Genomic DNA, 18931 nt, shown 5'->3' with positions numbered 1-18931 from the left:
AAAACCACTAAGACCGTGTCCTATTAGGGTTGGTTCGTTGGGCCGTTCATGGAGCGGGATGCGCGGAGTTGTATTGTTCCGGACGGGTTGTGGGAGATTGCGGAGCCGCTGATCCTGCCGGCGGGTGGGGGCGGTTGCACGAGGCGGTCCTCCTGACCACGCAGGACACCGTCTTATAAGCTGGTGATCATGAGCGGTGAGAAAGATCTGCGGACCCTGCTGAGCGGCATGCGCCCCGAACTGAACCCCGGACGCTACGTCTTCACCACCGTCGCCAGCCGTACGACGGTGCACGCAGGTCCCGACAATCCTCTCGGTGCGACTCCCGTAGTCACAGTTGCCGAAGAAGAGGGGCTGACTCGGGTGATCCGCCTGGAGGACGCCGAGGCGGCGGGTCTCACGTACGACTACGTGGCGGGATGGATCACGCTGCGCGTCCACTCCGCCCTGGAAGCAGTCGGCTTGACCGCCGCCGTCGCCGGGAAACTGGCTTCGGCCGGCCTGAGCTGCAACGTGATCGCCGGTTTCCACCACGACCACCTCTTCGTCCCCTACGATCGGGCGGCCGAGGCTGTTCTCCTGATCGAGGAACTCGCGCGCCAGTCGGGCTGACATCGGCCGACTCTCGCGAATACGGATGCGCGAAGCGCCCCGGCTGATCCTCAGGAACCTCCTCGTAGACCCAAGTCCGCCCGGACGATTGCCGCTCTCGCAGTTTGACGAGGTGGTGCGCACGGCGGCTCAGGTGCTTCTACCGGGGTACGGGATGGATGTCAGGATTTGACGGACTCTGCCTCGACCGCCAAGTCGCCCCATTCCTTCCAGGTTTTGAGGCGCTCCTGGTAGAGGGGTTCGACCGCGTTGAGGGGAAAGGAACCGAACATCACACGGGACGGCGGGTTCTCCGCGTCAACGATCTTGAGCAGAGCGGGACCGGTGGCGGCCGGATCACCGGGCGGAATCTCCGCGAGGGCGCTGAAGAAGGTGTGCCTCACGCCGTCGTAGGCGGCGATCGGAGCGGAGTGGGCGGCGGAGGAACCACCGAAGTCTGTGGTGTAACCCCCGGGCTCCACGAGAGTCACCTTGACGCCGAATCCCGCGACTTCCTGTCCGAGCGCATCGGAGAACCCTTCCAGCGCGAACTTCGACGCGGAATAGGCTCCCATCATCGGGATCGAAGCGATCCCATTGAAGCTGGAAATCTGGATGATGTGGCCGCTGCCCTGCTTCCGCAGATACGGCAGCACTGCCTGACTCACCCAGAGGGCGCCGTAGACGTTGGTCTCCATCTGCGCGCGGAAGTCGGCTTCGCCGAGCTCTTCGACGGTTCCGAACAGGCCGTACCCCGCGTTGTTCACCACGACGTCCAACTGCCCGAAGTACCTGACCGCCTCGTCGACCGCCTCGACCACGGCCGTCTTGTCCGTTACGTCCAGAGCGATCGGCAACACGGCGTCACCGTAGGTGTTCACCAGGTCCTTGAGGGACTCGACCGACCGGGCGGTCGCAGCGAGCCTGTCACCGCGAGCCAGCGCCGACTCCGCGAACTGCCGACCGAAGCCACGCGACGACCCGGTAACGAACCAAACCTTACTCATGTGCTCACTCTCAGTTAATGCCTTTGATGAGCTGCCACTCACCTGAACGGCCTGGTCGGCTTCGCCACCAGAGGCGGGACCGAATGATCAGATCTGAGCCCACCGACGCGCCCGTGATGAACCAAGCCCCTCCGGCTGCTTTCAATCATCCAGTTGATTGAAAGGTAGGCGCAGCGCGACAGCCATGTCAACCAAACGGTTGACTGGGATATCCTGGCGGTATGCCCTACGATCCAGCCGCCACCCGAGCGAATCTCCTTGATGCCGCCTTCGCCGAATTCGCCGAGCGCGGCTTGGCGGGCGCCCGCGTCGACCGGATCACCCAGGCCGCCGGCACGAACAAGCAGGCCATCTACTTCCACTTCGGATCAAAGGAACGGCTGTTCGATGCAGTGGTGGAAGCTCGTTGCGGTGCCCTGATCACGGACGTTCCCTTCAGCGCCGATGATCTGCCGGGCTATGTGGGGGAGGTCTTCGACTACCTGCTGGACCATCCACCCCTGATGCGGATGATCTTGTGGCAGCAGCTCGAACGCCAGAGCCCGACCGAGCACGAAGCCGAGAGCTACGGAGCGTTGGCGGAGAAGCTGACGGGCCTGTTCACGGCCGCCGTGGACAGCCCGGACGACGCCCTTCTCCTTGCCCGCACACTCTTGATGCTGATCATTGCCCTGGCCACGGCGTGGGCGACATCAACCCCGGCCCTGCGACCCGGCGACGAGGCACAGGTGCGCCGACACGTGGCCATCCACCGTCGCGCGGTCGTCGCTGCGGCCACCGCGACGATCACCGCCCTGACGACAGAGACGACATAGCCGCCGACTCGTCGCCCTCGGCTCCCACACACAAACGGCCAGGTCAGCGCACTCGACCCCGTGGTTTCAGCGCGACCGGCGGCAGTTCGGGAGCGGGCAGCCGGGCGCCGTCGTAACCCTGTACCTCGCCGAAGCGGGTGCTCTCCATCCAGTCCCTTCGCGCCGCCTCGATCTCCTCGTGCGAGCGGCCCACGAAGTTCCACCACATCTCACACAGTTTCGGCGTTTCCGCAGGTCAAAGGCGTCTGAGTCCGCAAGGGGCGGTTCCGTGCTCGTTCGGCCGGACGGATGCCCGCCGGCCCCGGCGCGAGGAGCCTCATTGTCGATCTGGGCCTGCAGTAGGAGCAGGAAGAAGACCGTGACGATGAATCCGATGAAGATCTTCTTCTGCGCCGCCCGGGACAGCCCGATGGGCTGGGCGGAGGCGAAGGTGCGGCGGGGTCGACGAGGCTGTCGAGCATCTCGTCGGGTACTTCGTCCGCCAGCTCGGCCGTGTCGACGTGCAGGGTGGCCTCGTCGACGACGCGGCGGGCCCATTCGCGTTGCCCGGCCGGCAGGGCGTCGAAGGGAAAAGGGAGTATGGCGTCGATGTTGCGGCGCGAGACGTCCAGGCGGAATCCGCGGTCGATCTCGACGTACCGGGCTCGTATCTCTTCCGCCAACGAGGCTACGGGTCGGGTAGCCGGATCACGGTGCCGTGACCCGGCTACCCGACCACACGTACCGGAGGCCCCTCGGTGTGCCGGGGCCGTTGACCCCCGGCGCTCCAGCGTCCGCTCCGGGGATATCAGGTCGCCCGGCGCAGGCTGAGGTCAGTGCTCCAGGGCCGGAAGACCGGTGAGGCCGGTATCGCGCATGATGCGGTCGGCCGTGTCGTGCGGAGCGCTGTGGGCGGCGATGACGGTCTCGACGCCTCCGGACAGAAGATCGGGCGGCCGGTACCACTCCCGTAGCCGGCCCTCGCTGACGTCGGCGGCGATCGGCTTGGCGGCATGCCTGACCGTCGTCTCAGAAAAGGGCACGTCCAGGTAGTAACAGTGAGTCCGACCCCGGTGGTCTGCGATCAACCGCTAGAGCATGTCGCCGTAGTGCGCGACGTGGAGGATGCCTTCGAGGACGACGTGGTACCCGGCGTCGAGGGCGTACCGGGCCGTCAGGTCGATGAGGTTTTCGGTGCTGCCCACCATCACGCGCATCGCGCATACGAGGGATCGGCTCGCACCTCGCTTGTTGACAATCCTGGATCATGCGAAACATAGTGGAACTATGGAAACTCAAACAGGTTCCTCAGTTTCTGAACTGCCCGGCGGCGGCCTCACCGGCACAGACACCGCCGAGTTGGTGCTGGACGCCGCCGACCGGCTGTTCTTCTCCCTCGGCTTCACCCGGACGAGCATGGACGAGCTCGCGCGGGAACTCGGCATGAGCAAGAAGACGATCTACCGCTACTTCCCTGGCAAGCGCAGTCTGCTCGCCGCCGTGCTCGACCGGCAGTTCGCCCGGGTCGACAAGGCCCTGGCCTCCGCGGCCGAACCGGTCGCGGGGCAGGCCTTCGACCAGCAGGTGGAGCGCTTCCTGATCGCGGCCGGCGGTGAGCTGTCGCGGATCGGAGCGCCGCAACTGCTGTGGGGGCGAGGAGATCCGATGCTGCGGCCGTATGTGGAGCAGCGCGTCGAGGCCGTGGTCTACCGGCGGATCGACGAGCTCTTCAGGACCGGTCACGAACGCGGCCTGCTGCCCGCCCCGCCCGAGCTGCTCAGCCTGATCACCCGAGGCGCCCTCGAACAACTCCTGGCGTCGCGGCTGCCCCAGGATCTCGACAGGAGCGCCGCTGACCTCCTTCGCGCCACCATCGACGTCGTGCTCCACGGAGCTGTGCGGCCCCCGGACGTGGACGCCGGGGCAAGGACGCAGGACAGCGCGTGAGCGACTCCGTGAACACTCCGAAGGTCGCCCTGATCACCGGCGCCAGCCGGGGCATCGGCGCCGCCACCGCCCGTCTCCTGGCGTCCCGCGGCATGCGCGTCGTGGTCAACTACCGCAGCAGCGGGGAAGAGGCGGACGGCGTCGTCGCCGCGATAGCCGACGCGGGCGGCCAGGCGATGGCCGCACAGGCCGACGTGCGGGACGAGCACGCCGTGAGGTCCATGGTCGAGGAGGTCGTCTCGGCCTGGGGCGCGGTGGACGTACTCGTGCACAACGCCCTGATCCCCTATGCCGTCAAGTCGTTCCACGACATCACCTGGGACGAGTTGGGCGGCAAGCTGGAGCAGGAGGTGCGCGCGGCGTTCGGCCTCACCAAGGCCGTCCTGCCCGGCATGGCTGAACGCGGCTACGGACGCATCGTCTATCTCAGCACCGTACTCAGCCGCCACCCCCGCGAGGGCATGATCGCGCTGGGCACCGCCAAGGCCGCCCTGGACCAGTTCGCGCGCTTCGTCGCCCAGGAGGCCGGACCGGCCGGCGTCACCGTCAACGTGGTGGCGCCCGGCCCCGTCGACGAAACCACTCTCGCCGATGTCTTCGGCGCGGAGCACAAGCTGCGGCATGCGGCGGCGACACCGATGGGACGTATGGCCACACCGGACGACGTCGCCCGAGCGGTGTCGTTCTACGCCTCGGACGACAGCGCCTTCATCACCGGAACCGTCGCGCCTGTCAACGGCGGAATGGCCATGGACTGAGCCCCTCCCGCATTCGGAAAGGAACACCACACCGTGCACACGATGGACCTGACCCACGTAGGCCTTGGAATTCACGAGGAGTTGGTCGCGTACGTCGCCGACCAGGAGAACTACTACGCCGACGAGGGCGTGCACGTCGCCTTGCGTGACGGCTGCGCCTGGGACGACGAGCAGGTCCGCGGGTCCGCCACCATCGGCCTGGGCCGCGCCGTGCTCTCGCGTGTCTCCGGCGGAGCCCCGTGGACCGTGTTGTGCGTCAACACCGAACGGCCGTTGTTCTGGCTCCTGGCCCGTGACACCTTCGCGACCGTCGAGGATCTGAAGGGCCGCAGAATCGGCTTGCATGCCCCCGGTTCGGCGCCCGGCTGCTTCGCCCGCATCGTACTGAGGAAGCACGGGCTCGACCCGGACCACGACATCCGGTCCGTGGTCCTCGAACCGGGCGACTACGGACGTCACCTGAGGCGTCTCGCCGCAGGATCACTGGACGCCGCGTTCGTCGGCAGCACACTGGTCCCCGAGGTCATCGCCCGTGAACACGGCCTGCGGCTGCTGGCGTTCATCGGCGACGACTTCCGGATCCCCACGGTGGGAATCGCCGTCGACCCCACGCGCCACGCTCCGGAGGACCCGGCCGTCCGCGCGCTCGTACGGGCCAACCGGCGGGCCCTGCGCGCCATCCACGACGAGCCGGACCTCGCCGCCCGCCACATCAACGCCCTGATACCGAGCCTGGACAGGGAGGAGGCCCGGCAGCACTACGAGCGTTATGTCGCCCCCTACTTCACCACGGACGGCCGCCACACCCCGTCCGTTGCCACGGAGGCCCTCGCGTCGGTGGCGCGGGAGCTCAACGCCCCGTCGGCGCCGGACGCCGCCGAGATCTACCGCACGGACCCACCGCTGTAACCCGGATCTCCCTCTCCCGACTCAGGACCCGCTGTCGTGCCGGCGCAGGGTGGGCAGACCGGGGCCGGCTCCTGGCGCGAGCGGCCCCGGTCGCGTGTCGGGGATCTTGGAGTTTCACAGTGCGCCAGCATGATCAGCGGGCATGCTCGGAGCTGTTCCGAAGACCGATGTAGCTACCAACGTGTCCGTTGTCGCTCCGCCCCCGTTCCGGTGAACAAGTCCCTTCTCCGACCGCGCGAATCGCACGGACAAGCAACCCGGGCGGTATGACGGCGATGTGGGTGAGAGACCGGCCGGACGGCCTGTGGTGCGACGAGGACTTCGCGGGCTGATACCCCGTGACGGACGCCCCGGGCTCTCGCCGGCCCAACTGGCCACCGTCTGTGTTCTTCAGTTCCTGCTGTGGGTGCAACACCCGCATGGAAGTCCTGCTTGCCGAGTCCCGCACCAAGCCGATCGTCGAGGCCGGGGTGCAAGGTCGGGACGAAGCTCCGCTGGAAGCTCACCGCCGACAAGGACGAGACAGACACAGTCGCGGAGATCGCCGAGGGCTGCGGGACGACGACCGGGGAGTACACCGTCGCGCCGTAGCCGCCCGAGCCGAACGCCCGCCCTGGCCTGGATCGTAGGCGTTCGTGCCTCAAGCCACCTTTATGCAGGGGGTGTTCGTCCTGTTCGAGCACCAACTACCCTGATGGGCAGACCCGTTGTCAGTACCTCCTGCCACTCTTGCCGGACAACGCGACCATCCAGGCCGCGCACCCTCCAACACCTCCTGGCCACCTGGACCGGCACCTTCCCCACCTGCCGACAACCCACCCCATGGCAGCCCTACGACACCACCTAACAAAGCACTACTAGCTGGTGACGCCCTTCACGGGAGTGAGCCGCTATACCCCAGAATCCTGCTGCGAGGATCAGCCTCCGACTCCGCGGCCTGGGCAGGTGATCCGATAGCGCTGCCGTGGGGACGGGGTTTATGACGGTTCTCGTAAGCCCTCGCCGTATTTCAGAGGGGTACCCGGGCTGTTTTGCCAGCGGCAGAACACCGGCCGGACCGGGCTCGACGATCACTACAGTCCAGTCTCATGACGACGATTACGACGCGTACGGTCGAGTATCCGGCCGACGGTTTGACGATGATCGGGCACCTCGCGCTCCCGGCCGGTGTCGACCGCCGGCCCGCGCTGCTGCTCGGACCAGAGGGCATGGGGCTCAGCAACGTCGAGCGCCGCCGGGCCGATGCTCTCGCCGAACTGGGATATGTAGCGCTGGCCTTCGACCTTCACGGCGGGCGCTATTTGGGCGACCCCGAGGAGATGCTGGCCCGCTGCCTGCCGCTGCTCGCCGACCCCGACCGGATGCGGGGCATCGGCCACGCGGCGCTCGACGTGTTGCGCACCGAACCGCGGACCGACCCCGACCGGATCGCCGCCGTCGGCTACGGCACCGGGGGCGCCATCGCGCTGGAACTCGGGCGAGATGGCGTCAACCTGCGCGCGATCGGGACAGTCAACGCAACTACCACGGGCCGACAGGGCGAGGCGGCGCGCATTCACTGCCCGGTGTGGGCCGGGGTCGGGTCGGAAGACCCGATCATGCCGCCCGCGCAACGGAACGCGTTCACCGCTGAGATGCAGGCCGCGGGCGTTGACTGGCGCCTCGCGGTCTACGGCGGCGCCTTGCACGCCTTCCACCACCCGCCGGTCGACCACCCCATGGTCCCCGGCGTCGGCTACCACCCACAGCACGCGCAGCGAGCCTGGCGCGACGTCGTCGACCTGCTCGCCGAGTGCCTGCCCGTGACGGAGGACCTGGGGGCATGACCCAGGCAAACACGCTGGCGCCTGGCCTGGTCGGCGTCGGGCCCTGACAGTCCCCCCCTCAAGTCCGCACAGCGGAACCGCAGTCGGGCAGATGCTCGATTGCGGAGGCGTATGCACAACTGCGAAGACCCAGGAGTGCACGGTCCTGGAGAAGAAGCTGAAGGCCGCCCAGACGGCGATCGCGGCCCTCTTCCATGACAACGAAGCCCCCTGCTGATCAACAACACCGGCGTGATGTACGCCCCGAAGCAGACCACCCAGGACGGCTTCGAGCTGCAGTTCGGCACCAACCACCTCGGCCACTTCGCACTCACCGGGCTGCTGCTGGACCTGATGCTGCCGGTGCCCGGCTCGCGCGTAGTGACGGTCAGCAGCACCAGCCACCGCATCCGGGCCGCGATCCACTTCGACGACCTGCAGTGGGAGCGGTCGTATAGCCGACCCGGCGCCTACGGTCAGTCCAAGCTGGCCAACCTGATGTTCACGTACGAGCTGCAGCGCCGGCTCGCCCCGCACGGCACCACAGTCGCGGTGGCCGCCCACCCCGGCGTGTCCAGCACGGCGCACGCCTTGTCGGGGGGCGCCAGCCGTCAGACGGTCACCGTTCGATGCGTCGCGGCCCGCGGTGAGTGCCGCACTGCGGTGCGCGCGGTGCCCGGGGGTGGGTTTAGGGGCAGGTGGCCAGGATGAAGGAGATGACGGTGCAGGTGGCGCTCGCGGTGTCGTTGGCCGGGTCCGGGTCGGTCGGGGTGGAGGCGGTGCGCGCTCCGGTGACGGTGACGTGGCCCAAGGAGAGCAGGCGTAGAGGTACGTGGAAGGACTTGGCCGTACTGGCCCCGTTCGCGATCGCACCGTAGGCGCAGGTCACGGTGCCCATGGTGGTGGCGCATCCGGTCGACAGGTCCGTCGCGGAGGCACCGGGCGGCAGGGCGGCGGTGACGGTGGCGGAGGTGACCGCGTTCGGGCCTGCGTTGTGGGCGCTCAGGGTGTAAGCCAGGTAGGGGACCAGGATGCCCAGGTGCGGCTGCGCGGCCACACCCACGGCGAGGTCGGCGGCGGGCGGCGGCGCGTCGGTGACAGTGATGGTCGGCCCGTCCTCGATGGCCTCGCCGCCGTTGCCGTTGCCGTAGAGCTGGTGGCGCAGGACGAACGAGCCGGTCGCGGTCCCGGGGTTCACCCTCAGGGTGAGCGTTCCGCTGAACGCGTCGCCTGCGGCCACGTCACCCACCGGTACCCGCTGGCCGATGGTGCTGACATTGGTGCAGGGGGCGCTGTTGCCCGTGCACGACACGATGGTCGTGAAGGCCGGGAGATTACCGAAGGATGAGGAGCCGGCGTAGAAGTTCTCACCGGCGCCGGTACGGGCCGAGTCCGCGGTGCCGTTGAAGCTGATCGTGAAAGTGCCGCCGGAGACGACGGTGGTGGACGAAACACTGATGTTGGAGACGGCCTGGGCGGCCTGAGGAGCAGCCACGGCCACCCCCGCGGCCATGGCCAGTACCGCCAGCCCGGACAGCGCCCGCCGGCGGATACGGTGCAGCGGGCCCGGTCGCGCAACCGGGGCGGAGCCCGAGGCGCGTGTCCTGGCCCAGCAGTGCCATCGGGAAGGCGCGGGTAACGCGGTGGTGTTCGAGGACACGAAGGTTCTTCCCCCACTCGGTTGCGCACCACCGCGAGCGGGAACCGAAGGACCCCGACAACCAGCGGCGGTGCGGTCGTGCCGGCACGGGCCCAAGAGGTCCGGGAGATCACTCACCACCCGGAACACGGACCGCGCATGGCCCATCCCCCCGGCAGGAGTCCGGGCCACGGCGACCTCGCCAGCATGACAGCGGCCCGGACGCTCACGAACAGGAACGTGGTAGCTGTTCGGATTCAGCCGCCAACCGACCAAATGACCTCTACATCCGGCAGACTCCCGGCCTTGTGGCAGTGCGCGAAGTCAGAATCGGCAGGACAGAAACAGATGCGAGGTCCAGAAACAGGCCCTCAAAGGCCTGGGCCCCCAGCTCGGCGCGCAGGTGCCGGCCGAGATCGGCGACGACAAGACACGCTTCGCCGACCCCCGCCCGCTGAAGGCATACGACGGATCAGCACCGATCACCCGCGCCTCCGGCAAAAACGCTACGTCGGGCGCCGACACGGCAAAAACGATCGCCTCGTCCACGCCGGCTACCTCCGGGCCTTCGCCTGGGCGGCCACAGATCCTGCGCGAATGCCGGGCTGACCGAAGGTGTCCGGAACCGGCAGGGTCGCCCAGCGACCGACGGGCCAGGCGACGACCACGGCACGCCCGACGACATCGCCGATAGGGACGAAGCCGTGCGTCTTGTCGTGCTGGTGATAGCGGGAGTCCAGCGAGTTCTGACGGTGGTCGCCCATGACCCAGATCTTCCCCTTGGGCACGGTGACGTCGAACTGGCCGCCTTGGTCGTCGTTGCTGCACGGGGTGTCTCCGGCGAAGACGTAAGGCTCGTCCAGCGGCTTGCCGTTGACTTTCACAGGTCCCGTACCCCGGCACTCCACCGTGTCGCCGGCCACCGCGATGACCCTCTTGATCAGGTCCCGTTCCCCGGCGGCCGGCATGAGTCCGACGATGCTGAGAGCCTTCTGCGCGGGATTGGGGTGCGGGGCTCCCTCGTCACCCAGCCAGTCGGCCGGGTCATGGAAGACCACCACGTCCCCGCGCTCGGGCTTCGAGCCGAACCAGGGCGTCAGCTTGTCCACGAGAACCCGGTCTCCTGGCTGCAAGGTGTTCTGCATCGACTCCGAGGGGATGGAGAACGCCTGCACCAGGAAGGTCTTGATGATCAGCGCGAGCACCAGGGCGATGACGACCAGGATCGGCAGTTCCTTCCACACCGAGCGCCTCCTCCCGCTTCCGTGTCTGGATGGACCGGACACCTGCTCGCCGTCGATCCGAGAAGCCCCGTCCGTCCCTACCGCGTTCACACTTGCTCCCTTGTCCGCATCATCGTCCGCTCCCGCGGCGCTACTTCTGCCCATCACTCAACGATCGGGAGTTCCCTGAAAGGCGCTGGGGCGGCGCCTCCATCGGATGCTGCCTCTCGGTCGTGTCGGGTCCAGCAGCGCCTCTGAGCCACGCGCGGGCGGCCCGGCCCACCTCCTCACCGCCGACGGCCTGCGCCCCTACATCGAGTGGTGGTACGCCCACGTCGTCGGATCACTACGGTCGTGTTCGCGGCCTTCGCCCCTGTCTCCGCCCTTGCCGCTCCCGCTTCTGCGATCGGTATCGACCTCGGTGGCGGCCTCACCTTCTAAGCAGCTTGTCGGAGGCCCCTCTGCCGGGCCTTCGTGCTGTTGTGGAGCCACGAGTTTCGCCAAGGGCGGCTACATCCTTCACGGCACCGTCACCGTCGTCTCGATCCGACTCTGGCTCGGCCCATGATCTCCGCCGGATCTAGTCGCGGGTCGTCGAGTGTCTCGCGCAGGATGTCGAGGTGGCCGTAGTGGCGGGCCGGCACGCGGTGCGCCCGCACCGAGAATTCCGCTGCGACCCCTGCTTTCCGTACACGACTCCGATATCTGGTGGGAGGAACCATGATCTCGGTGTCCGAGGGATGTTCCGTTCGCCTGCCCAGGACTTCCCGGTGCCGGTGCTCAGGACTTCCCGCCCCGGACCTGTCGTCGGGGTGCGGGTATCCGCCCGGTTCAGGCCGGGCGGGCGCCCGACGCGGTCCGCTTGGCGGTGTACCGGCGTGCCTTGGCCCGGTTGCCGCAGACCCGCATCGAGCACCAGCGGCGGCTGCGGTTCTTGGACACGTCCCAGAAGACCCAGGCGCAGGCGTGCTCCGCGCAGCGCTTGAGCCTGGCGGACTGGCCGGTGATGGCCAGCTCGCTCCAGGCGATCGCCAGGCCGGCCAGCGCCTTTCTGGCCGGGGGCAGGTCCGGGGCGGGGAACAGTACGCCCGCGCCGGCGTACCGTCCCCCGGCGGTGATGAGGACGGGCAGCTCACGCAGTGCCTCGTCGGCCCCCGCCAGCAACGCCGCGTCGGCGGTGTCGCCGACATTGACACCCAGCTCCTCCCGGATGCCGGTGCGCAAACGCAGCCCCAGAGCGTGGTCCTCGGCACTGACGACACCGTCGCGGTCGAGCAGGCCCCGGGCGGCCAGCCAGGTGCGGAGCCCGCCCGCTGTGTCCAGCTCGTCGGTACCGAGCTCCACGTCGACGGTGTTGACGAAGGCTTCGATCAGTCGGGCCGGCGCCGGGGCATCGAGCATGAGTCACCTCCAGGTGAGCCACCATCCTACTGCTGATGACCGTCTATCGGTTTGACCGGTGACATGGACCGCCACCCTCTGTCAGACTCGACGCGTGCCACTCACCACTCAATCTGTTAGACGGTTAGGAAGCCTCGATGGGCGGACAGTTGATGGACGGAGAATCGACGAGCGACCAGGCCTCCAAGGCCGCCGAGGGGCCGGTGGCAGTCGCGGAACCTGTGGCGGAGGTCTACGCGGGGCCCTCCGCACAACTCGGTAGCCGGAACACCGTTGTCCTCCTGGCCTTCACCGCCGCCACCAACCTCGCGGACGGCGTCACCAAGATCGCCCTGCCGCTCCTCGCGACCCGGGCGTCGGCCTCCCCGGCCCAGGTCGCGGCGGTGTCGCTCAGTCTGTCCCTGCCCTGGCTGCTGACAGCCCTGCACGTCGGGGTCCTGGTCGACCGCGTGGACCGCCGCCGCCTGCTGTGGGGGGCGAACGCCCTGCGACTGCTCGCCCTCGGCGTACTGATCGAGGTGGCGGCGGCCGGTGGCGTCACCATCGCGGTGCTCTGCGCCGCCGGCGCCGGGCTCGGCATCGCCGAAGTCATCGCGCTGACCTCGGCCGCGGCCCTGATACCGGCCCTGACCCCGCCGGAGGGCCGCGAACGCGCGAACGCCTGGATCACCGGTGCCGAGACGGTCTGCAACGAGTTCTGCGGCCCCTTCGTCGGCGGCCTGCTCCTCGCGGCCGGCACAACCGTCGCGCTGGGCACCACGTGGGTGTCGTACCTGCTGGCCTCGTTCATCCTGATCCTGCTCGTCGGCCGATTCCGCGCGGTACGGGAGACCGCCACGGGCACCGGGGAGGCGGCCGCCCCTGAGAGCGTCAACCAGCAGATCGCCGGCGGCCTGCGCTATCTGTGGCGGAACCTGCTGCTGCGCACCATGGCCCTGATCCTGACGGTCCTGTGCGCCTGCTGGGGTGCCTGGCTTGCCCTCATGCCGCTGTTCGCCACCGATGTCATGCATCTCGACTCGCGGCAGTACGGCACCGTGCTGAGCGCCCTGGGCATCGGCGGCCTGGTCGGAGCTCTCGTCGTCACCCGGATCAACCGGTTCTTCGGCCGCCGCTGGGTGATGTTCGCCGATCTGATCGGCACCTTCGCGATGATGGCCGTGCCCGCGGTGACCACCAGCCTGTGGGCGGTCACCGCCGCGGCCTTCGCCGGCGGCATGGGCGGCACCCTGTGGGCCGTGAACTCCCGGACGATGGGTCAGCACATCGTGCGCGGTGGCATGCTCGGCCGCTACAACGCGGTGAGCCGGCTGTTCAGCTGGGGCGCCATGCCCATCGGCGCGGGCGTGATGGGCCTGCTGGCCGAATGGGTCGGCCTCCGCCTCGCGTTCGCCGTCTTCGCCGTGTCGGTGGCCGTGACCATCCTGCCGTTCCTGCGCGTTCTGACCCACACCACGCTGAACGAGGTCTTCGCCGAGGAGCGCGCCTGACCGGCCGACGCGTGCCGCGCCCGGAAGGGGCGTAGCACGCCGGACCGCGGAAAAGGAGGCCGGACCCGCCGGTTTCCTTTTCTGTATCACGGAAATAAATAACGGTGCTCAGGGTTCGCGGGTCATCAACTCCCTCGATAGTCGCTCAATCGCCGGTTGGCTCCTCTTCGGGATTTCGGGAATCATCGGCCGGGCGTCATGGAGAGTGACCGATGCCCGAGGACCGTGAGTAATGAATGGTACGGACGGCACGACCGACGGGGAAATAAATTCAGTTATCGGAGGCGCGCGCGTTCCTTTCAATGATCATTCCCCGCTGGCCGAGATGGGACTGGATTCAGCGGCCGCAGGGCTGGCGGTGCCGGGTGCGGGTGCCAGGACGTGCGGCGTACGGACATTCGCCCCAGGAACCCTTTTGTTGGCCTCCGTGATCAGTCTCGGCGCGCTCCAGCGCAGCTTCGTGCCGTAAGCGGGGTTGGCGGGGGCGACGTCCAAACGGCCTGTGTCGGCGTCGAACCGCACCGCGCGACCGTGTTCGGCGAGTTCGGGCACGGTCGCGCGGACGATGTCGTCCCAGCAGGCGAGGACGCTGCCGCCCGCGGCGGGGGCGGCGAGGCCGCGCTCGGTCATCATCATCTGGATCGCGGCACCGAGCCCGAGTGGCTCGCGGCCGTCCCGCCGGACCGTCTGGGTCCGCCGTCGGGGCTTCTCCTTGCGGGTGCCACCGCTCTTCTTGGCGGCCTCGCGGGCGGCGATCAGAGCCTGGCGGGCGAGGTCGACGCCGCTGTGCCAGGTGGTCACGTGTTCACGTGTTCACCGTCCCGGTCGTACCACCGTGGAGGGGGCGGGCGGCGAGCTCGGGCAGCCGGTCCCGCCACGGCAGGGGCCCGGCCGTCTCGGTACGGGCGGTGCTCTGCTAGCGCAGTTGCTCCAGCCGTACCGTGAGCAGGTGCTGAGCGGTGCGCTCCCGGGCGGTATTGGCGGCCTTCGTCGCGGCGGCGATCGCGTCCGCGCTGCCCGGGTTCGCTCGGAACCACCTGCGATTCTGCTCGGCCGCGAACGCCCGCTTCGTCTCGGCTTCGGCTTCTTCGGTCCGGCCGAGCCGCCCGAGGGCGCTGCCGCGGAACTCCGGCAGAGCCTGCTCCACCGCCTGGAGCGCGCCGAAGGCGAGTGCGGCCGCGGCCTTCCTTCGGCCGGCAGGAAGGGACACAGATGATCTCCGATCAGGAACACAGCGCGCGAGCGGTCAGAGAACACGCCGCCGCGCGCGAGACGCTGGTCGACCTGCTGCGTACAGCGGCCGGCGAGCTCGCCACGGATGCGCCTGCGCTTGAGGCGGTACGGCGCCGCGTGAGGGCTCAGGACCGGGCGTACGCGGCGGACCTCGAACGCCACGGTGACCGGGTTCCGTACGGGCTCGGCAGAACCACCTAGCGGGACACCGCAGCGCCCCCTGCCCGACCCGTTGAGGGCCGAGCAGGGGGCGCTTTCGCGCATCCGGGTTCAGGTCAGGGCGCCGATGGCCCTGACGATCAGGGCGCGCGCCTCGGCCCCGTACACAGCCATGCTCCGCAGCTCCTCGAACGCCGCCAGATACAGGGCGATCTCCGACGGCTGAGTGATGTTCACCTGCGCCAAGAGCAACTCCACCGAGACGAGAGTGTCGTCGTACACGTGGAAGGTCTCCTGCGGCCACATGCTCCGCCGGCGGGTTGCCATCGGAATGACGCCGAGGGATACGGACGGTAGGGCGCCTGCGCTGAGCAGGTGCCCGAGCTGAGCGGCCATGGCGTCCGCGTCGCCGAGTTGGTAGCGGAGGGCGCTCTCCTCGACGAAGAGCACGAAGCGGTGCCCCCGCTCATGCCGGCGCGGCGCGGTGCTACTGGTCGAGACGGTCCGCAAGTCCGGCCTGGACACCGCGACATCAGCGGCTCTGGCGCCGTGGCACAAGCGGCGGGCGGTGCACGATCCGGGCAAGATCCTGCTGGATGCCGCGCTCAAGACGGCTCTGGGCGGGGACTGCCTGGCCGATATCGGCAAGCTGCGGGCCGAGCCGGGCGCCTTCGGGCCGGTGGCGTCAGATCCGAAGGTCTCCCGTCTCATCGGCACCCTGGCCGCATCCGGGCCGAAGGCCCTGACGGCCATCCGGAACGCGCGAGCCGAAGTACGCCGGCGAGTATGGGAGTTGGCCGGCGAGAACGGTCCGGCTGCCAACGGGCAGGTGATCGTGGACATCGACAGCCTGCTGGTCCTGGCGCACTCCGAGAAGCAGGATGCCACCGCGACCTGGAAGAAGACCCTCGGCCATCTTCCGCTGGTCGCGTTCGTCGACCACGGCCAGGCCGGTTCCGGGGAGCCGGTGGCCGCGCTGCTGCGGCCCGGCAACGCGGCAGTAACGCCGCGGCCGACCACATCTCCGCCACGAAGCTGACCCTGACCCAACTACCCAAACGCTACCGGCGCGGACGCCAGACCCTGATCCGCACCAATTCCGCCGCCGGTACTCATGAGTTCGTCGCCTGGCTGGCCCGCCGCGGCAGGTGGCTGTCCTACTCGGTCGGCATGACCATCACCGCCGCCATCCACCAGGCCGTGCTGCAGGTCCCCGCGTCCGCCTGGACTCCCGCCGTCGAGCCCGACGGCCACATCCGGGACGGAGCCCGGGTCGCCGAACTGACCGGGAACGTCCTCGACGGCTGGCCGGAGGGCATACGGCTGATCATCCGCAGAGAACGCCCGCACCACGTCTCCCGGTTGAGGATCACCGACGCCGACGGACCACAGTTCACCTGCTTCGCCACCAACACCGTGACCATCCCGATCGCCGAACTGGAACTACGCCACCGCCTGCGGGCCCGCTGCGAGGACCGCATCCGCAATGCCCGCGCCACCCGCCTGCGCAACCTGCCCCTGCACCACACCGCCCAGAACCAGATCCGGCTCGAGATCGTCCAGCTCGCACTCGATCTTCTCGCCTGAATGCCGATGCTCGCCCTGACCGGCGAAACCCGCCGGTGGGAACCCCGACGGATGCGACTCCGCCCGCCGCTGGCCCTGGACGGACGTGATCACACAGGCGATCCACCGCCTCGCAGCCCTTCCGAACCCCTGCTGACCAGCCACCCGCCATTCCAACGAGCACACCACAACCGGAACTGTGGAACCGGCGCCCACCCGACACGACAGCCGGGCATCACCCTGCACAAAAACAACCACACAGCACAAACGGCCCGCCAAATGAATCGACGGACCGACGTGCAAGAGGCCAGCGAACTTCAGTCCTCGGATGCCGAGGTGGTGTTGATGTGTATGTTGAACTTCACTCCGTTGATGAAGACCAGCAGATTCCCCTGGTATCGGCGCGTATCCAGGGTGTTGCCGACGTTTCCGTGGCCGGCCGCGGCCTTGTCTGTCGCGGGATAGCTGTGGAAGTTGGTGAAGATGCAGTTCGGAATCTTGCCAGCCACGTCTCTCACCATGTTCCACTGCTCGCGCAGTTCATCGTGCTCCCACGCTAGGAGTGTCCGGCCGAGTGCGAGATTGACCCGGTGACCTCCGACGTACGCATCCGCCAGTTGCTCCACGATGTTGCGTATGTCGTCATTCAACGACCCGACGGGGGCGATGGCTGCGCTCAGTTTGTCCTTGGTGACCCGTTCCTGGCGTTCACGTTGTCTGGCCTCACTGAGGTGCTTCTCGCTTTCCTCAACGATGGTCTTCTTCGCATCCTCCAACCCAAGTTTGGGGTTGTAGACAATCATCACCAGGGTGCTCCAGTCCTCGAGCGCCTCAAGATCGAACCCGCGGGTCTCGCAAAAGGCCCGCAGATCGGCCTCAGCCCGTATCCATCGCGGGTCCTGGCTGGCAGGTGTCTCAGTCACAAGTGCCTCCTCGCTGGTGTCGAGTGTCCTTTCAAGGTTTCACGCACCATGCCAGTGAGGTATCGCCCGATCTCCGCGACGTACGACACCTGGGGGGCGGACAGCAGCACGATCCGGCGCGCGGCCCGCGCGCAGCTGTCCGACCTGAGGCGAAGCCTGATTCACGCGCACATCACGCACACCCGCCAAACCTGCAGGTCAACGGCCCTTTTCGACAGGTTCCAGGATCGCGACGCACTCCACGTGGTGGGTCATCGGGAAGATGTCGGCCTCGGCAACTCGTGGAAAAGACCAGGTCAAGGCCTGTTTTTCGCCTCACGATCCCTGGTGCGGGCGCCGAGAGCGTCAAGCGAGCGTCATGACCAACAGCCTTCCCGCCTCTTCGGGCGGAACGGGCTGCCACGGCCGAATCGCCTGCACGAGTTCACTGCCGCTCGCTCCGGACGCAAGCTCATGCATCATGACCCACGCCACCTTCCCCATCGCCACAATGGAGTCATGCCCTCCAGCCCGCAGAGCCCCGCACCCACACGGAGACCCTGGAACGCCCTCATCGTCTCGTTCGTGCCACGCGCAAGGCCCTCGGTCTGCCCCAGGGCCTGATCGACACCCGGGACAGACCGGAAGTTATCCCGCTGTACCTGTCACGGCCTCTCGCTGAAGGGCCTTGCGGATCATGCACGCGCTCCTGACCGAGGCCGAGAGCCGCGGCTACACGGTGGAGACTCAGACCGACCTGCAGCGTGGTGATGCCGTGCACACGCTGGCGATCGTGATCCGGGGCCGGGCCTTTCCTCTCGTCCTCACCAAGCGGACGGCCAAGGTCCCGCGCGAGCCGACCTCGCAGGAGCTCCGCCGGCAGGAGCACAGCCCGTGGACCCGCGTACCCAAGTACGACGAGGAGTTCATCGGACACCTTGCACTCGGTGCACCTGCCGGGAACTGGTATCAGCATTCGTACTTCTACAGCGAAGGTGCGCGCTGGACGCTGGAGTCGCGGCTGGGACACCCCCTGCAGGATCTCGAACAGCTCGCGGCGGAAGCCGAACGCCGGGAGCGGGAGAAGGAATTACGCGAGGCAGAGCAGCGGCGGCGCTGGTATGCGACCGTCGCCCTGGCTCGCGAGCAGCAGGTCGAACAGCACCGGGCGAGAGTTCTGACCGGGCAGACGCGGGCCTGCCCGCAGGCCGCCGAGATCCGCGCCTTCTGCCAGGCCGCCCGCGCCCGAGCCGGCGACACACCGGTTGCGACGGACGAGGCGGACTGGCTGGAGTGGGCCGAGGCGTATGCGGAACAACTCGACCCGCGCCAGACTCCGTTGCACACTCCGCCGGATCCCCAGGCCGCGCGAAGGTCCTTACCCCATACGGCGGGGACGATCTCGGCGGTGCTGACATGGCGCCCGCGCCGCGACGGCAGCGCCGCCAGCACTACACGCTGCTGATGCGAGCCGAGGGTCAGCTCCTCCTCGCCCCGCCATATCAGA

Annotated in this window: 16 protein-coding genes and 7 pseudogenes; 13 read left to right on the top strand and 10 right to left on the bottom strand. The window is 68.2% G+C overall.

The annotated features are described in order from the left end of the window. Window positions 1–189 precede the first annotated feature (189 nt). Window positions 190–612, top strand: coding sequence for an ACT domain-containing protein (locus tag QR77_RS38265; RefSeq protein ID WP_040029388.1), 423 nt, complete (start codon window positions 190–192; stop codon window positions 610–612). Window positions 613–773: 161 nt separating this feature from the next. On the opposite strand, the gene QR77_RS38260 is transcribed toward QR77_RS38265, so the two are convergent. Then, entirely contained in the window at window positions 774–1598 is an 825-nt protein-coding gene (locus QR77_RS38260) for an SDR family NAD(P)-dependent oxidoreductase (protein WP_040026541.1), read from the bottom strand. Window positions 1599–1819: 221 nt separating this feature from the next. Between QR77_RS38260 and QR77_RS38255 the strand changes: the two genes are divergently transcribed. Continuing rightward, entirely contained in the window at window positions 1820–2413 is a 594-nt protein-coding gene (locus tag QR77_RS38255) for a TetR/AcrR family transcriptional regulator (protein ID WP_040026540.1), read from the top strand. 43 nt (window positions 2414–2456) lie between these two features. Here the strand turns inward: QR77_RS38255 and QR77_RS44495 are convergent. Both QR77_RS44495 and QR77_RS38250 read right to left on the bottom strand, forming a co-directional pair. Beyond that, window positions 2457–2621: pseudogene (locus QR77_RS44495) on the bottom strand (pirin family protein); the annotation flags it as partial. 604 nt (window positions 2622–3225) lie between these two features. Further along, window positions 3226–3579: pseudogene (locus tag QR77_RS38250) on the bottom strand (kinase); the annotation flags it as partial. A gap of 100 nt (window positions 3580–3679) precedes the next feature. Between QR77_RS38250 and QR77_RS38245 the strand changes: the two are divergent. The 6 genes and pseudogenes from QR77_RS38245 to QR77_RS38225 all read left to right on the top strand — a co-directional run. Beyond that, window positions 3680–4339, top strand: a complete 660-nt coding sequence (locus tag QR77_RS38245) for a TetR/AcrR family transcriptional regulator (protein WP_078877655.1) — start codon at window positions 3680–3682, stop codon at window positions 4337–4339. Next, window positions 4336–5097, top strand: coding sequence for an SDR family oxidoreductase (locus tag QR77_RS38240; protein ID WP_236710988.1), 762 nt, complete (start codon window positions 4336–4338; stop codon window positions 5095–5097). Before QR77_RS38245 ends, QR77_RS38240 begins: the two co-directional genes overlap by 4 nt. 42 nt (window positions 5098–5139) lie before the next feature. Beyond that, window positions 5140–6006 (top strand): ABC transporter substrate-binding protein, encoded by an 867-nt coding sequence (locus QR77_RS38235; RefSeq protein ID WP_236711219.1) that lies wholly within the window; start codon window positions 5140–5142, stop codon window positions 6004–6006. A gap of 1088 nt (window positions 6007–7094) precedes the next feature. Beyond that, entirely contained in the window at window positions 7095–7832 is a 738-nt protein-coding gene (locus tag QR77_RS38230; RefSeq protein ID WP_040026538.1) for a dienelactone hydrolase family protein, read from the top strand. A gap of 91 nt (window positions 7833–7923) precedes the next feature. Then, the gene (locus tag QR77_RS49890; RefSeq protein ID WP_269084348.1) at window positions 7924–8049 is read left to right on the top strand and encodes a hypothetical protein; all 126 of its coding nucleotides are present in this window, start codon (window positions 7924–7926) and stop codon (window positions 8047–8049) included. After that, window positions 8043–8393, top strand: a pseudogene (locus tag QR77_RS38225) (short-chain dehydrogenase); the annotation flags it as partial. The gene QR77_RS49890 and the pseudogene QR77_RS38225, both read left to right, overlap by 7 nt. Window positions 8394–8499: 106 nt before the next feature. Here the strand turns inward: QR77_RS38225 and QR77_RS38220 are convergent. Beyond that, window positions 8500–9306 carry a DUF11 domain-containing protein gene (locus QR77_RS38220; RefSeq protein ID WP_236710987.1) on the bottom strand — a complete coding sequence of 269 codons (807 nt, stop codon included), beginning with the start codon at window positions 9304–9306 and terminating at the stop codon, window positions 8500–8502. A gap of 520 nt (window positions 9307–9826) precedes the next feature. On the opposite strand from QR77_RS38220, the pseudogene QR77_RS44485 reads away from it, so the two are divergent. Beyond that, window positions 9827–10023: pseudogene (locus tag QR77_RS44485) on the top strand (transposase); the annotation flags it as partial. 23 nt (window positions 10024–10046) lie between these two features. On the opposite strand, the pseudogene lepB reads toward QR77_RS44485, so the two are convergent. Both lepB and QR77_RS38210 read right to left on the bottom strand, forming a co-directional pair. Then, window positions 10047–10838 (bottom strand): annotated as a pseudogene (gene lepB, locus QR77_RS38215) (signal peptidase I); the annotation flags it as partial. A 666-nt stretch (window positions 10839–11504) separates the two neighbouring features. Then, window positions 11505–12074, bottom strand: coding sequence for a CGNR zinc finger domain-containing protein (locus tag QR77_RS38210; protein ID WP_040026536.1), 570 nt, complete (start codon window positions 12072–12074; stop codon window positions 11505–11507). A gap of 137 nt (window positions 12075–12211) precedes the next feature. Between QR77_RS38210 and QR77_RS38205 the strand changes: the two genes are divergently transcribed. Then, window positions 12212–13564 (top strand): MFS transporter, encoded by a 1353-nt coding sequence (locus QR77_RS38205; protein ID WP_236710986.1) that lies wholly within the window; start codon window positions 12212–12214, stop codon window positions 13562–13564. Window positions 13565–13870: 306 nt separating this feature from the next. Here QR77_RS38205 and QR77_RS38200 read toward each other — a convergent pair whose 3' ends face one another. After that, window positions 13871–14365 carry a DUF721 domain-containing protein gene (locus tag QR77_RS38200; RefSeq protein WP_052489387.1) on the bottom strand — a complete coding sequence of 165 codons (495 nt, stop codon included), beginning with the start codon at window positions 14363–14365 and terminating at the stop codon, window positions 13871–13873. A gap of 115 nt (window positions 14366–14480) precedes the next feature. Then, window positions 14481–14774, bottom strand: a complete 294-nt coding sequence (locus tag QR77_RS38195) for a hypothetical protein (protein WP_236710985.1) — start codon at window positions 14772–14774, stop codon at window positions 14481–14483. A 2-nt stretch (window positions 14775–14776) separates the two neighbouring features. On the opposite strand from QR77_RS38195, the gene QR77_RS38190 reads away from it, so the two are divergent. Next, the gene (locus QR77_RS38190; RefSeq protein ID WP_040026535.1) at window positions 14777–14998 is read left to right on the top strand and encodes a hypothetical protein; all 222 of its coding nucleotides are present in this window, start codon (window positions 14777–14779) and stop codon (window positions 14996–14998) included. Window positions 14999–15067: 69 nt separating this feature from the next. Here the strand turns inward: QR77_RS38190 and QR77_RS38185 are convergent. Then, window positions 15068–15427: pseudogene (locus tag QR77_RS38185) on the bottom strand (Scr1 family TA system antitoxin-like transcriptional regulator); the annotation flags it as partial. A gap of 1 nt (window position 15428) precedes the next feature. Between QR77_RS38185 and QR77_RS38180 the strand changes: the two are divergent. Continuing rightward, window positions 15429–16679 (top strand): annotated as a pseudogene (locus QR77_RS38180) (IS1380 family transposase); the annotation flags it as partial. A gap of 160 nt (window positions 16680–16839) precedes the next feature. Here QR77_RS38180 and QR77_RS38175 read toward each other — a convergent pair. Then, window positions 16840–17445, bottom strand: coding sequence for a hypothetical protein (locus tag QR77_RS38175; RefSeq protein WP_040026534.1), 606 nt, complete (start codon window positions 17443–17445; stop codon window positions 16840–16842). 676 nt (window positions 17446–18121) lie between these two features. Between QR77_RS38175 and QR77_RS38170 the strand changes: the two genes are divergently transcribed. Next, window positions 18122–18889: a hypothetical protein gene (locus QR77_RS38170; protein ID WP_201778859.1), complete on the top strand. Its 768-nt coding sequence runs from the start codon at window positions 18122–18124 to the stop codon at window positions 18887–18889. Window positions 18890–18931: the final 42 nt, after the last annotated feature.

The organism is Streptomyces sp. 150FB (assembly GCF_000818195.1).
Taxonomy (GTDB): Bacteria; Actinomycetota; Actinomycetes; order Streptomycetales; family Streptomycetaceae; genus Streptomyces.
This window is presented reverse-complemented; position numbering and strand designations above follow the sequence as displayed.

Bases quoted from the DNA above. Each gene is read 5' to 3' on its own strand.
- QR77_RS38265 (WP_040029388.1), top strand. From the start codon at position 190: ATGAGCGGTGAGAAAGATCTGCGGACCCTGCTGAGCGGCATGCGCCCC.
- QR77_RS38260 (WP_040026541.1), bottom strand. From the start codon at position 1,598: ATGAGTAAGGTTTGGTTCGTTACCGGGTCGTCGCGTGGCTTCGGTCGG.
- QR77_RS38255 (WP_040026540.1), top strand. From the start codon at position 1,820: ATGCCCTACGATCCAGCCGCCACCCGAGCGAATCTCCTTGATGCCGCC.
- QR77_RS38245 (WP_078877655.1), top strand. From the start codon at position 3,680: ATGGAAACTCAAACAGGTTCCTCAGTTTCTGAACTGCCCGGCGGCGGC.
- QR77_RS38235 (WP_236711219.1), top strand. From the start codon at position 5,140: ATGGACCTGACCCACGTAGGCCTTGGAATTCACGAGGAGTTGGTCGCG.
- QR77_RS38230 (WP_040026538.1), top strand. From the start codon at position 7,095: ATGACGACGATTACGACGCGTACGGTCGAGTATCCGGCCGACGGTTTG.
- QR77_RS49890 (WP_269084348.1), top strand. From the start codon at position 7,924: ATGCTCGATTGCGGAGGCGTATGCACAACTGCGAAGACCCAGGAGTGC.
- QR77_RS38210 (WP_040026536.1), bottom strand. From the start codon at position 12,074: ATGCTCGATGCCCCGGCGCCGGCCCGACTGATCGAAGCCTTCGTCAAC.
- QR77_RS38205 (WP_236710986.1), top strand. From the start codon at position 12,212: ATGGGCGGACAGTTGATGGACGGAGAATCGACGAGCGACCAGGCCTCC.
- QR77_RS38190 (WP_040026535.1), top strand. From the start codon at position 14,777: ATGATCTCCGATCAGGAACACAGCGCGCGAGCGGTCAGAGAACACGCC.
- QR77_RS38170 (WP_201778859.1), top strand. From the start codon at position 18,122: ATGCACGCGCTCCTGACCGAGGCCGAGAGCCGCGGCTACACGGTGGAG.